Annotated in this window: 9 protein-coding genes; 6 read left to right on the top strand and 3 right to left on the bottom strand. The window is 29.0% G+C overall.

Annotated elements, in window-relative coordinates:
* Window positions 1–392 precede the first annotated feature (392 nt).
* Together FNZ64_RS00045 and FNZ64_RS00040 are read right to left on the bottom strand one after the other, a co-directional pair.
* Window positions 393–1,514 (bottom strand): IS4 family transposase, encoded by a 1,122-nt coding sequence (locus tag FNZ64_RS00045; protein WP_142412845.1) that lies wholly within the window; start codon window positions 1,512–1,514, stop codon window positions 393–395.
* A 284-nt stretch (window positions 1,515–1,798) separates the two neighbouring features.
* Entirely contained in the window at window positions 1,799–2,452 is a 654-nt protein-coding gene (locus FNZ64_RS00040) for a PHP domain-containing protein (protein ID WP_142412844.1), read from the bottom strand.
* Window positions 2,453–2,847: 395 nt separating this feature from the next.
* Here FNZ64_RS00040 and FNZ64_RS00035 point away from each other — a divergent pair, with 395 nt between their 5' ends.
* The 3 genes from FNZ64_RS00035 to FNZ64_RS00025 are packed head-to-tail and all read left to right on the top strand — an operon-like array spanning window position 2,848 to window position 6,519.
* The gene (locus FNZ64_RS00035) at window positions 2,848–3,906 is read left to right on the top strand and encodes an ABC transporter substrate-binding protein (protein WP_142412843.1); all 1,059 of its coding nucleotides are present in this window, start codon (window positions 2,848–2,850) and stop codon (window positions 3,904–3,906) included.
* Window positions 3,906–5,591, top strand: a complete 1,686-nt coding sequence (locus FNZ64_RS00030; protein ID WP_142412842.1) for an ABC transporter permease — start codon at window positions 3,906–3,908, stop codon at window positions 5,589–5,591. The genes FNZ64_RS00035 and FNZ64_RS00030 overlap by 1 nt, the downstream gene beginning before the upstream one ends.
* On the top strand, window positions 5,563–6,519 hold the full coding sequence (locus FNZ64_RS00025; RefSeq protein WP_142412841.1) for an ABC transporter ATP-binding protein: 957 nt from the start codon (window positions 5,563–5,565) through the stop codon (window positions 6,517–6,519). The genes FNZ64_RS00030 and FNZ64_RS00025 overlap by 29 nt, the downstream gene beginning before the upstream one ends.
* A gap of 168 nt (window positions 6,520–6,687) precedes the next feature.
* Here FNZ64_RS00025 and FNZ64_RS00020 read toward each other — a convergent pair whose 3' ends face one another.
* Window positions 6,688–7,905 carry an IS701 family transposase gene (locus tag FNZ64_RS00020; protein WP_185903624.1) on the bottom strand — a complete coding sequence of 406 codons (1,218 nt, stop codon included), beginning with the start codon at window positions 7,903–7,905 and terminating at the stop codon, window positions 6,688–6,690.
* A 506-nt stretch (window positions 7,906–8,411) separates the two neighbouring features.
* Between FNZ64_RS00020 and rlmD the strand changes: the two genes are divergently transcribed.
* The 3 genes from rlmD (at window position 8,412) to FNZ64_RS00005 (ending at window position 13,831) form a co-directional block, all read left to right on the top strand.
* Entirely contained in the window at window positions 8,412–9,764 is a 1,353-nt protein-coding gene (gene rlmD / locus FNZ64_RS00015; RefSeq protein ID WP_142412839.1) for a 23S rRNA (uracil(1939)-C(5))-methyltransferase RlmD, read from the top strand.
* 392 nt (window positions 9,765–10,156) lie between these two features.
* The gene (locus FNZ64_RS00010) at window positions 10,157–13,348 is read left to right on the top strand and encodes a helicase-related protein (protein ID WP_142412838.1); all 3,192 of its coding nucleotides are present in this window, start codon (window positions 10,157–10,159) and stop codon (window positions 13,346–13,348) included.
* Window positions 13,349–13,831 carry a hypothetical protein gene (locus tag FNZ64_RS00005; protein WP_142412837.1) on the top strand — a complete coding sequence of 161 codons (483 nt, stop codon included), beginning with the start codon at window positions 13,349–13,351 and terminating at the stop codon, window positions 13,829–13,831.
* The last annotated feature ends 119 nt before the right edge of the window (window positions 13,832–13,950 follow it).

Here is a 13,950-nt window from a genome sequence, read left to right as displayed (position 1 = left end):
AGATGGAAATGGGGGTTAATTTACATGATTTAAAAATAGATTGTATGGCAGTAATTAGTAGAAAGTTGTAAGGTAACCATGTTAATATATATGATTTAAAAATATATCATAGGAAAGGTGGTTTTATAAAATAGAATATGATATTAGATATACTATAAAGTTTTATAATATAATAATAGATAAGTTAAATAGAGAAAAGGCTACTTTAAACTATATAATATTTCACTAGTGTTTAATTTTTAGAAAATATTTTCATTGACATTTGTATTATAATCATTCTTTATAGTAAAATTCTTAAATTAAGCTAATATAGAATAATATTCCTATAACAAAGGGCAGACTTGCCCGCATAGTGATAGCTTGTATGGAAGTATATGGTTTTATAGTTGCAGTTAGCCACCTAACCACTTCTCCCAAGAAAACAAGATATTATCTATTAATTTTGTAATTGAATGTTTTATTAATCTCTTTATTTTTAATAAGCCGTAGGCTGTTTTGGCTACGTCTTGTATTAGTTTTATTATAATGAATGTTATTATTGCCGAAACAATTTGCATCATAACTGCATTAAGGCTATGTCCTATGAATCTTTTAATTTTTAAATTTTGCTTAATCCATTTGAAGAATAGCTCGATATCCCAACGTTTTTTATATAACCATGCTATATCTTCACTAGTATATTGTAATATGTTAGTTACAAAGGTTAGTATTTGACCTTCAGAATCAACTACAGTGATAACCCTATACTGATTTTTTGTCATATTAATATCTTCTGTACCAAGATAGCAAATAATATCTTCAATGATATTTATAGAATCATCTAGTAGAGTAACGTCAGAGTAAGTTATTTCAAGCTTACTTACTTCAGTTATAGCAGCATTATCTTTTAATCGGGTAATAAAGCGTATTCCTTTATTGCTAAACTCATCAAACTTTTTATAGTCAACATAGCCTTTGTCAAAGACATATATACAGTTGTTTTCTGTAATAAGTTCTTTCATCTTAGTTCTATCATGTGGTTTAGCATTAGACACAATTATAAGCTCAGGAACTCCTTTGCTTAAGTTGAATTTTGTATGAAGCTTTATTCCTGCTTTTGTAGAGCGAAATTCTGCCCACTGAAAATAAGTCTTGGCCATACTTATAGTTGAAGAATCTATTAGTTTTATGGTTCCAAACTTTTTAAGTTTCTCATTTACAGGTAATTGTTTTAAAGCAGTATCAATTAGTTCGTTTAATATTGGAATGTAAACATTATAATCCATATAGTTATTATAATTAGACAACGTTCCCAAGCTAACGCTTTTTATTGACTCCTTTAGCTTAGAATCAGATTGCATAAAATCATCAACATCCCTTAAGCTATCTAGCTTCGCTAAATGAAAGTAAAGGTGAGTTTTCAAATGATTTGATGCTATATTATAGTCAACATCTAACTTATACGTAGATTTTTTCAAAGTGTTCCAGTTAACAATATCTAATAATTTTTCAAAAATAGTGATATAATTATTCATAGATAGTCAGCAACTCCTTTGCGATATGATTGTGGTAATTATATTAAAGCAAAGGTGCTGACTATTTTCATTTATATATTGCTGGTACACATAGAAATTTATTACAAGTTATTATTGTCAATAGGATTTTCAATCCATTAATTAAACACTAGTGATAATATTTATAGCTTGAAGAGCCTTTTATTTATTTCATAATTTAAGTTTAATTAAGCTTATTTAAATATATTTATGAGTTATTTTAAGTGATAAAAACACAGAAGAAATAGAGGATTTACATGTTAACTTTATTTATCACTTGTTTTTAAGGTATCAAATATATTTATTTTTTCAAAGGTATTATTTTTTCTTTTAACAGGACAAAAATTTCCGGTCTTAACTGCTTCTATAAAGTCTTTTTCATCTCTAATATTTCCATTAAATAGGGTTGCATATGAACCTATCTTTTCTGTAACATGAGCGTCACCTGCTCCAAAGCAGCCTAAATTAAGTTCTGTAGCTAAGGCATAGGCATAAAGATTAGCATGAGGGCTTGTACTTCCATTAAAGACTTCAACTCCAGATAGAAGATTATGTACATTTCTTATATTATCACCAAGGCCTCTATTATTATTTCTATAAGGATGAGCACTAATAGCAACTCCTCCTACTTTTTGAACTTCCTCTAAGAGTTCTTTAGCATGAATTTTTTTATCTGGCAAGTTTTCAAGACCAAATACTAAAATATCACCTTCAAAGGTTAAAAATTCAGCACCTACAATTACTAAAATACCATCCTTTTTAAAGGAAGGAGCTATTTCTCGTCTTAATTCATTACTTTCATGGTCAGTTATACATATACCTTGGAGGCCTATTTCTTTAGCTGTAGCTATAGCCTCATCTAAGGAAATAAAACTATCAGGAGAATATTTACTCTCATGCAAATGAGTATCTATTAACATTTATATCACCTCGAATTTATAATCTAAGTATAAACAAAGTTCTTAGCTTCAGAGGGAGTATTTTCCCACTGAAGATTATTAGTAGAATTCTTAGGAGTTTACTCCTTAGAAGTCCTTATCCTTTAGAGGAAATCCTTATCCAGGGGCATAGCCACTCTTTTCTTCCACTTTGAATAAGGTTGAAGTATTATAGCAGATAGCTATGGAATAAATTATAATACTATATAATTTAGAAATCCTTAACTATAGATTTAATCAATAATAAAAGAGTTATCTATTAATTAAATCAATGTGTATTCTTTTATAACAAATTATATGTTAAAATTGACATTGCTACAAAACTTGACATAATATTTGGTTATAATTAAAAATTATGCTATAGTAGGGGGATTTATATGAAAAAAGCTAATAAATTTTTAGCACTCATGCTTTCAATGCTTTTACCTTTAAGCTTTAGTGCATGTGGTGAAAAGAAAGAGGATAAGAAAGAAGAAGCTAAAACAGAAACTAAACAAGAGAAAAAGGTAGAGGGAAGTTTAAAACTTGTAACAACATCTGAGGACTATAAACCATTATTTGATAGGTTTACTAAGGAAACAGGAATAAAAATAGAGTTTTTATCCATGTCTTCAGGGGAAGTTATATCTAGAACTAAGGCTGAAGGTGGAAAGCCTATGGGAGATGTTTGGTTTGGTGGAGGCGTAGATGCCTTTATGCAAGCTAAGGAGGAAGGGCTTTTAGAAAAATATGATTTTGAAGAAGCAGATAAAATTGTAGAACCATACAAGGATAAAGAAAATTATTGGTTTACAAAAGGCTTAACTGTAGTAGGATTTATAGTTAATAATGATGTTTTAAAAGAAAAGAATCTTAAGGCTCCAAAGAGCTGGGAAGATTTAAAAGACCCTAAATATAAGGGAGAAATTTTAATGTCTAATCCTGCAGTATCAGGTACAAACTATGCAGTAGTAAATGCACTTCTTCAAAATAAGGGAGAAGAAAAGGGTTGGAAGTACTTTGAAGAACTAAATAAAAATATTCCTTTCTATTCAAAGAGGGGAAAAGATCCTAACCAAAAAACCATAGCAGGAGAAGTTGCTATAGGTATAACATATATAGATAAAAACTTAGAAAATATGAAGAATGAAAAGAATGTAGAAATAATATATCCAGAAGACGGTATTCCATGGATGCCAGATGGTGTTGCCATATTTAAAAATGCAAAAAATATGGATGCAGCAAAGGAATTTATTTCTTGGGTTTTTAAAGATGAAAACTTAAAAGAAATTGCTAAAATTGATAATAAAGATACAGTAAAATTAATTAAACCTAGTATAGAAGGTTTAGAGTTAACTTTCCCAAAAGAAAAATTAATGAAGGAAGACTTATCTTTATTTGGCAAGGACAGAAAAGCTGTTTTAGATAAATGGGCTAAGATGGTAGGACAAAAATAATGAATAGTAAATATAAAAAGGTATCTAAATTGGATACCTTTTTTGATAATTTTTTAGAAAAAAACCTTTTGTTTTTAGTTCTAATAACAGTATTATTATTTGTTCTTTGGCCTGTGTTTTGTGTAATTAAAGAAAGCTTCATAGTTGAGGGAAAGTTTACTTTGAGTCTATACGAAAGTTTATTTAGAGATAATAAGAAATTAATCTATAATACTTTGTTTGTAGGAGTTTTATCTACTATACTTTCAACCAGTATATCTATATGCATATCCATATATGCAAGCTTTTCTAATAAAAAAATAAGAAATATATTAATTATAATTTTAATGATAACTATGATTTCACCACCCTTTGTATCTTCCTTAGCCTATATAAATTTATTTGGAAGAAGAGGGTTTATAACTCATTATGTCTTAGGTTTAACCTTAAACCCTTATGGATGGCAGGGAATAGTTTTAATGCAGGCAGTATCTAATGTGTCCTTAAATTCTCTTTTATTAATAGGCATAATAAATGGGGTAGATAAAAATCTGCTTATGGCATCTAGGGATTTAGGCTCTAGTACTTCCTATGCCATAAGAAAGGTTCTTATTCCAATAATGATGCCAGGAATAATGGTTGCTTCCTTATTATCTTTTATAAGCTCCATTGCAGATTTTGGAACACCAATGATAATTGGAGGGGCTTTTAATGTTTTAGCTACAGAAGTGTATATGAGGGTTATAGCTGGGGCTGATATTGCCATGGCATCATCCATAAGTTCACTTATTTTAATACCAGCTTTAATTGTTTTTATAATTTATAGAATATATATGAAAAAAAATAAGTTAAAATCTGAAGCAAGCGTAAAGTTATCTTCACAAAATATTGAGTTTAAAATCCGAGGAGTTTTAGGAAATATAATATCCATAGTAACCTTTTTATTTGTAGTTATTATGATTCTTCAATATGGAACTATATTTTTATCCTCTCTGTCTAAATATAGTAGAGGTAAAATTCAGTTTACTCTAGAACATTTTTACAATCTAAAAAACTATGGCTTAGATAGTTTTACAAGAAGTATAATTTACTCCTTTATAACAGGGATTTTAGGAAGTTTCCTAGGAATTATCATAGCTTATTATACAGAGAGAAGAAATATAAAAGGCATGAAGACTATAGACTTTATATCAACTTTGCCTTATATAATACCAGGATTTTTCTTTGGTATTGGGTATATTTTAGCCTTTAATAAATATCCATTAGAACTTACAGGAACCATGACTATTGTGGTTTTAAACTGTATATTTAAGCAACTTCCAATGACTACTAAAACAAGTAGTGCAGTTATTTCTCAAATTAATAGAGAAATTGAAAATGCAGCTAGAGATTTAGGAGCTAAAAATATTTATGTTATAAAAGATATAATACTTCCAAATGTTAAAACAGCTTTTTTAATTGGATTTATAAATAACTTTACAGCAACTATGACCACTGTAGGAGCTATTATTTTCTTAGTTTATCCAGGACAAAAGGTTGCAACCTTAGAGATGTTTGATGCCATACAAACAGGAAATTACGGGGTAGGCTCTGCCATTGCAAGTATTATAATCTTAAGCACGCTTATTATAAATTTAATTTTCTCTAAACTAGTTTTAAAGGGGAGGGAGTTTAACAATGTATCTTCAACTAAAAGATTTAGTTAAGGAATTTGAGGAAAAAAAGGCAGTAGATAATTTAAGTTTAAGTATAGAAAAAGGAGAAATTCTATGCCTACTAGGCCCTTCAGGATGTGGAAAAACCACAGTTTTAAAAATTATAGGAGGATTTTTAAAAGCGGATAATGGAAAAGTTATTATAGAAGGAGAAGATATAAGTGTCTTGCCTCCAGAAAAAAGACCGGTATCCACAGTATTTCAGTCCTATGCACTTTTTCCTCATTTGAATGTAATAGAAAACGTAATTTATGGGCTAAAATTTCAAGGTTACAATAAAAAAGAGGCTTTAAAAAAAGGGGAAGAGTATTTAAAAATAGTAGGTTTAGAAGCTTACGAAAATAAGAAAATCCATGAGTTAAGCGGAGGACAACAACAAAGAGTAGCCCTTGCAAGAGCTCTTATAATAAATCCTAAGGTCTTACTTTTAGATGAACCTTTAAGTAATCTAGATGCAAAACTTAGAATAAAAGTTAGAGAAGAAATTAAAGAAGTACAGAGAAAATTTAACATTACCATGGTTTTTGTAACCCATGACCAAGAAGAAGCCCTAAGTATGGGAGATAAAATTGCAGTTATGAATAATGGGAAAATTGAACAGCTAGGAACAGCAGAAGATATTTATTTAAACCCTAAGAATTCCTTTGTCTTAGACTTTATAGGAAGTTCAAATATTATAAAAGAGAAAAATGGAAAAACAAAATTTATAAGACCAGAGCACATAAGCATCCATAGAGAAAAAGGAGATTTAAAAGGAGAAATAATTTTAAAAACCTTCATGGGTTCTTATTATCTTTATGTTGTAAGAGTTGGAGAAGATAACATAAAAGTAAAAGATACAAACTTACATAATGAAAGCTTTAAAGAAGGAGAAGAAGTATATCTAAACATTTTAAAAGAAGGATTTATAGAAGTTTAAAAGTAATAGAGTGAAGTGAAATTAATATGACTTTAATTTAATAACTTTAGTTAGGCAATTTTAAAATCTAAATTAACTATTGTAGATAAAATATGCTTGTTAGCATATTTTATCCAAACTGAATAATAACACTTATCCAATTTAAATTTATGCATTTTTTAAAACTTCTTAAGCAATTTTTAGTTCTGATAAAATATCTTCTAGTTTAGTATTTTGTTTTAATTTTTCGTATATAAAGCATACAAGTGCTTTTGCCGTGAGGCTGTTTAGATACTTCTGGGTTTCACCTATAGTATTAAAATCTTTGTATTTGTAACTAACTCTAAATAATTCTAAAAAATTATAGATTAGGAATACTATAAGAAAATATCGTTCTATAGATAAAATGCTACGCATTCTATATTTATCAAAGGCTAAATTGCTTTTTAAATACTTATATGAAGTTTCTATACTCCATCTGTGTGAATAATATTTAATTATAGTTTCTGCATTTAATAAAATGTCGGTAGACAGCAAATATACTGGATTCTTGAATCCATCATCGGTAACTTCATAGCAAATAAGTACTTTAGCATAAGGGAATTTAGCAATATTACCTTCATAGGTATATACCCTATAGTCCTTACCTTCAACTGTAACGAGGTCTAAGGTGTTAGGACTAATAAATTTTTCAAATTCTGATAATTGTAGCGAAATTCCTAATGGAGATATTTTTCTGTTAGATTTAATTGCTCCTATTAGGTGGTAGCCCTTTGCTAAAGAAGCTTCTATTAATTTGTTATTTGTATACCATGAATCCATAAGACAATATATTTTTTCACACTTAGATGGAGTTTTAAAAGAAGTTATAAAATCTTTTGCAATATCAACCTTAGATTTAAAATTTTTCTTTAAATCTTCGCAAAATTCCTTTTTATAGTAAGGTTTATATTGTAAAGGAATGGATTTGTCATTTACAACAAAATTTGAAGTAACCACACAATGTGACCAAATATTTTTGCCTTCCGTATGAGAGTAATTATAAGATAGTCCTTGTATTTTCTTCGCAGATTCCTTGGAATTTACAGTATCATCTATAATCAAGAATCCTACGGATTTAGGTTTAATATTATGTTCAAGGAAAAAGTTTAAATAATTGATTCGATTGTTGTTTAAAAGACTATCGTCCCATTTAGAATGGCTTAAAAACCTGTAAATACAACTTTTGTCTTTTGAAGACAATACATTTTTAGCAATTTCAGATAAAGTTTTAGTGCCAGGTAAATTAATTAATCCATTGGCAATAGTGGTTAAATGATTAAATTGAGGCTTAGACATTCCATAGTTTACATCATTTAAGTAATTGTAAAGTTCATCATTAATGGATACAATATTAGTACTTGGCATACTTCTTACCTCCCGTGTTTGTATTTGTGTGGTAACTTTTATATAACACGGCAAGAGAAAGTATGCCATATTTATTTTTTGGTAGTATTACCAATTTAGATTTTTATTTTGCATAACTAAAGTTAATAAATAAAAAAACACTAACTAATAATTTTACTGGATTTAGTTAGTGTTTTTAAATTTAGGGCTATCCTAGATTAAATCTTCATATGAAAGTCCTCTTTACAATATGCGTAATTGTAAGCAGTGTTTACTATCTTAGATTAAATGTTCATATGAAGTCAGCTCATCACTGATTCACTGCTCTAAGAATTTCTATTAGTTATTCCGTAAATATTACTAAAGTTTTAAAACTCGCTATGCTCAAATATTAAAATTAATTTCTCTTAACAGTTAAGTTTTTAGCCAAAATATTATATAATATAGTAGATTCTTAAACATAATAAGAAGTAGATGAGATTGATAACAGAATGTAAAACATAATATAAATACATAGGAGTGAAAACATGAGAAAAGGTAAGAATTATGAATTTACTATAGAAGGAACAGAATTTCCAGGCATGGGGGTCTGTAATGTAGAGGGTGTTAAAGTTTTAGTTAAGGGAACATTTCCCGGGCAAAAAGTTATTGCCACAGTTAAAAAGAAAAATAGTGAGAGAATAGAAGCAAAATTAGTACAGGTTTTAGAAGATGTAGATTATAAAATAGAACCTAAGTGCCCTGTTACAGAGCTTTGTGGAGGGTGTACATCACAACATATTCCCTATAAAAAACAATTAGAATTAAAAAACGAACAGATTTTAAAACTATTTGAGAATGCAGGACTTTCAGGATTTGAATACCTAGGCGTAGAAGAAAGCCCTTCAATATTTGCATATAGAAATAAAATGGAGTTTAACTTTGGAGATATGGAAAAGGGCGGAGAATTAACCCTTGGGATGCACGTTAAAAGTAAAGGATACTCCATAGTAAACACCAGTTGCTGTGAAATAGTAGATGAAGACTTTAGAATAATACATAGCACAGCAATAGAATACTTTAGAAAAAAAGCACTAACTTACTATAAAATAATGAAAAGAGAAGGTTACTTAAGAAATCTTGTTATAAGAAAGGGAATAAATACAGGAGAAATCCTAGTAAACTTAGTTACCACATCCCAAATGGATATTGACCTAAGCGAATTTTTAAACCTTCTTCAAGGACTTCAATATAAAGGTAAACTAACAGGAGTAATCCATACTATAAACGATTCCCTAAGCGATGTAGTTCAAGCAGATAGAGTAGAAATTTTATACGGAAGAGAATATATATACGAAGAACTTTTAGGCTTAAAATTTAAAATAAACCCTTTTGCCTTCTTCCAAACCAACACAAAAGGAGCAGAAAAACTATACAGCATAGTACGCGACTTTATGGGAAATACAGAAGACAAAGTAGTATTCGACCTATACTGCGGCACAGGAACCATAGGCCAAATAGTAGCACCAAAAGCTAAAAAAGTAGTAGGCATAGAGCTAATAGAAGAAGCAGTAGAAGCAGCAAAAGAAAATGCAAAACTAAACAACCTAGAAAACTGCACTTTTATAGCAGGAGACGTAGCAAAAGTCATAGGAAACCTAAAAGAAAAACCAGACACCATAATCCTAGACCCTCCAAGACCAGGAGTGCATCCTGTAGCACTAAAATATGTAACAGAATTTGATCCTAAAAACATAATCTACGTATCCTGTAACCCAAAAACCTTGGTAGAAGACTTAAAGTATTTTGTGGGAAAAGGATATAAGATAGAGAGAGTTAAGGGGATGGATATGTTTGCGAATACTGGGCATTGTGAAAGCATTGTGTCTTTGCATAAGTAAATGGACGTTTATACGTTTAATATAATAAAGTAGAAGAAGCCTACAAATATAGGGAAGACTATATTTGTAGGCTTTTAGTTATATTTAAAGAAGGAGAAAAGATTAGGGAAACAATAGAGAATAAAGGTAAGCGTCAAAGTTTTAGCACCTTTAATAATTCCAACAATAGTATTAAAATATCCTAGTAAGGCAATATTACCTAAGTCTTAGACTATATTCATTTTATTACATTAACATGAAAAAATTATGATATAATATTCAATAGGAATTTATATAAGGTATTTACTATTTAAAGACCTTTCTTGGGAGTGACACTGTTAATAAAAGAACACTTAGGGTAATAATTAGTATATTAGAATTAATTGGAAATAAAAAGCAAAGGAGACAGAACAGTGGGAGTTCATAATGATTTAACTTTTTTTACAAATGAACCAGAACGAAATCTCTATGATCGATTTAATAATATTCTGCAATCAAATACGCAGTTTTACGATATGATTGTAGGATATTTTAGAACTAGTGGATTTTATTTAATGTATCCATCAATGAAAGATGTTGAAAAGGTTAGAGTATTAGTTGGTTTAAATGTAGATGGAAAAACAGTTCAGATAATTGAAAAAGCTAAAGAAGAGCAAATGTCTTTTGAAATGTCATATAAAGAAGTAAGGGATGAATTTTCAGATGATGTAGTTGAAGAAATGCAAAATTCAGAAGACAGTTATCGAGTAGAGCAGGGGGTTAAAACTTTCATTAAATGGCTTCAAACTGGAAAACTAGAAATGAGGGTATATCCTGAGGCACCCATACATGCGAAAGTATATATTATGAGGAAAGATATGGAAAAGATCCCAGACCAATATGGAACGGTTATTACAGGTTCAAGTAATTTTTCAAAAGCAGGACTTGTAAATAACCTTAAATTTAATGTTGAACTAAAGGATAGTCGAGATGTTGAATTTGCATTAAATAAGTTTGAAGAATTATGGAAGAGTTCTATAGATATTTCTGATGAATATATAGAAACGGTAAATAAAAAAACATGGATTAGAGAAGATATTACACCATATGAGTTATTTTTGAAAACACTTTATGAGTATTTTAAAGAAGAAATTAATGAAGATAAAAATGAAACATGGGAGGAAATACTTCCAGATGGGTTTATGAAGCTTCAATATCAAACGGATGCAATAGTCCAGGCTAAAAAGATACTCAAAGCTTATAATGGGGTCTTTATAGCTGATGTAGTTGGATTGGGTAAAACCTTTATATGTGCTATGCTAGCACAAAGGTTAAAAGGAAGAAAGTTAATTATATGTCCACCAGTGTTAAAAGAATACTGGGAAAGAACATTACAACAATTTGAAGTATCTGCTAAAGTTGAGTCATTAGGAAAGTTAGATAGTATTCTTGAAGATGAGGATTTAATGAAAAATGTGAAGTATGTTTTTATTGATGAAGCACATAGGTTTAGAAATCAAAAAACTGAAAGTTTCCAGAAACTTCATGAGATTTGCTATAATAAGAAAGTTATTTTAATTACCGCTACACCTCAAAATAACTATTCTAGTGATATAGCTAATCAAATTTATTTGTTTCAGCCTAAGAATAACAGTACTATTATACCCAATAATAAAAATATTGAAACTTTTTTTAATCGCTTAGATAGTAAATTAAAAAAATTAGATAAAGGTACCGAGGAGTATTCAGAAACATTAAAAGCTAATTCAGAAATTATTAGAGATCAGGTGCTTAGAAATGTAATGATTAGAAGAACTCGTAATGAAATTATGGAATGCTATAAAGAAGATTTAGAAAAACAAGGATTAAAATTTCCAGAATTGGGTGATCCAGAAAAGATTGTTTATACTTACGATGAGGATATAGAAGTTGTATTTAATCATACAATAGAAAGTATTAAAAATCTTACATATGCAAGATATAAACCACTTACTTATTTAGAAAATGTACCAAAAGAAGTAGCTTCACTATTAGTATCTCAAAGAAATATGTCAGGATTTATGAAATCGATTTTAGTAAAAAGACTAGAAAGTAGTTTTGAAGCATTTAAAAAAACTTTACATAGATTTATAAAATCCTATGAAAAATTTTTTAAAATGTGCTTAGACGGTGAATTGTATATTAGTAAAAAAGTTGATGTATATGATCTTTTGGACAATGGTGATGATGAAAAGCTTATAGGACTAGTTGAAGAAGATATTGTTCAATATTATCCTATAAAAGCTTTTAAGAAAGAATTTATCCCTTCCATAAAATATGATTTGAATATACTGAGAGAACTTGAAAGCCAATGGGAAGAAATTATAGAAGACCCTAAAAAAGAACAGTTTTTGCTAGAGTTAAAAATAAATGAAAAAATAAAAGATAAAAAAGTTATTATTTTTACAGAATCAAAAGAAACAGCAGAATATGTGGGAGAATATTTAGAAAAGTATTATCCGGAAAAAGTATTAGTCTTTAGTGGACAAGGTTCTCGATCTGTAAGGCAAGAAATAGAAGCAAATTATAATCCTAATTTTGCATATGAAAAGAAAAATGATATTCAATTTTTAGTAACTACAGACGTACTTGCAGAAGGGATTAACCTTCATAGGAGCAACATTATTATTAATTATGATTTGCCATGGAATCCAACAAAAATTATGCAAAGGGTTGGGCGTATTAATAGGGTAGGAACAGAACATGATAAAATTTATGTTTTCAACTTTTTTCCAACTGCTCAAGCAAATGCTGAGCTACCATTAGAAGAAAACATTATACTAAAAATACAAGCATTTCATGATACATTAGGAGAGGACTTTAAGTATTTATCTGAGGATGAGGAAGTATCATCTCATAATCTTTATAAAAAACTAAATAGCACGGATATACTTGAAGCAGAGGAAAATGATGATGCATATGAATTAAAATATTTAAAAATTATTAGAGAAGTTAGAGATAATAATGAAAAGCTTTATGAAAAGATTAAAAAGTTACCTCAAAAATCAAAAAGTGGAATAATACTAAATGATATTTCAGAAGATAAAACAGTTACATTTTTAAAAAAAGGTGCATTAAAAAAGTTTTTTATGGCAGATGTTAAAGATTCAGAAGAAATTTCTTTCTTACGAGCAATGAAATATTTAGAAGTGGAGCCTAATGAGAAAAAAGTTAAAACACCAAAAATTTATTTTGAACATCTGGAATTAAATAAATTAGGATTTGAAATAGCTCTTACAGAAGAGGAAGAGATTATTACAGAAAAAACTTCTAAGGTAGGTAATGATGCAAAAGTAATAAAACTTCTAAGAGCTATTTCTAGGTGTAAAGCATTTACAGATGAGCAAGATACCTTAATAAAGAAACTTAGAAACATATGGGAAGAAGGGAATGTTCCAGCAGGTATTTCAAAAGATATTATTAAACAAACAAAGGGTATGGATGATCCAGTAAAGATTTTCTATGAAATACAAGAAATTATCCCAAAGAAGTATTTTGAAGAAAGAAAAGGAAAGAAAAAAGTAAACTTATCTGGAAATATGAAGGTTATACTTTCATCATACCTAAAAAAGGGGGAGACAGAATAGATGAACATTGCTAAAATAAATATTTTGCAAGAGACATTTGAAAATAAATTTGATATTCAGCGTTTCAAAAAATTTACAAGAGAATTTTTTAATGAGCTAGAGATGCTGAAAGAAGTTAGGCACACAGGTATATGGAAAGAATATACCGATCATATAGAGGCTTATTATACTGTTTCTAAATATACAGATAATGAAGACAATAACTTGATTGTAATGGCGGTAGAATTAAAAAGAAATACAAGTATAGATAGAGCAAGAAGTATGCAGAGAAATTTTATTTCTAAAATTTTAGACGACAATGGCATGGAGGCTGCTATTGTAGCATTTTATAGTGAAGATGAGCCAAGTTGGAGATTATCTTTTGTAAGATTGGATTATTCTTTCACAGAAAAGGGTATTAGTTTAGATTTAACACCAGCTAGAAGGTATTCATATTTAGTAGGTGAAAACGAACCAAACCATACAGTTCAGGAACCGGATTAACCCCTTTATTTTGGACAAACTCTATTAAATTCTCGCTATTACTTCAATTTTCATGCCATCATAAGTTATAGGCTTAATTCATTTACTATGTATTTTTATACACTATAACTTAACTGTCA

The organism is Hathewaya massiliensis (genome assembly GCF_902143515.1).
Lineage (GTDB): Bacteria > Bacillota > Clostridia > Clostridiales > Clostridiaceae > Hathewaya > Hathewaya massiliensis.
Note: the sequence above shows the minus strand (reverse complement) of the source record. Positions and strands in the feature narration are given on the sequence as shown.

Bases quoted from the DNA above. Each gene is read 5' to 3' on its own strand.
- FNZ64_RS00030 (WP_142412842.1), top strand. From the start codon at position 3,906: ATGAATAGTAAATATAAAAAGGTATCTAAATTGGATACCTTTTTTGAT.
- FNZ64_RS00040 (WP_142412844.1), bottom strand. From the start codon at position 2,452: ATGTTAATAGATACTCATTTGCATGAGAGTAAATATTCTCCTGATAGT.
- FNZ64_RS00025 (WP_142412841.1), top strand. From the start codon at position 5,563: ATGTATCTTCAACTAAAAGATTTAGTTAAGGAATTTGAGGAAAAAAAG.
- FNZ64_RS00020 (WP_185903624.1), bottom strand. From the start codon at position 7,905: ATGCCAAGTACTAATATTGTATCCATTAATGATGAACTTTACAATTAC.
- rlmD (WP_142412839.1), top strand. From the start codon at position 8,412: ATGAGAAAAGGTAAGAATTATGAATTTACTATAGAAGGAACAGAATTT.
- FNZ64_RS00005 (WP_142412837.1), top strand. From the start codon at position 13,349: ATGAACATTGCTAAAATAAATATTTTGCAAGAGACATTTGAAAATAAA.
- FNZ64_RS00035 (WP_142412843.1), top strand. From the start codon at position 2,848: ATGAAAAAAGCTAATAAATTTTTAGCACTCATGCTTTCAATGCTTTTA.
- FNZ64_RS00045 (WP_142412845.1), bottom strand. From the start codon at position 1,514: ATGAATAATTATATCACTATTTTTGAAAAATTATTAGATATTGTTAAC.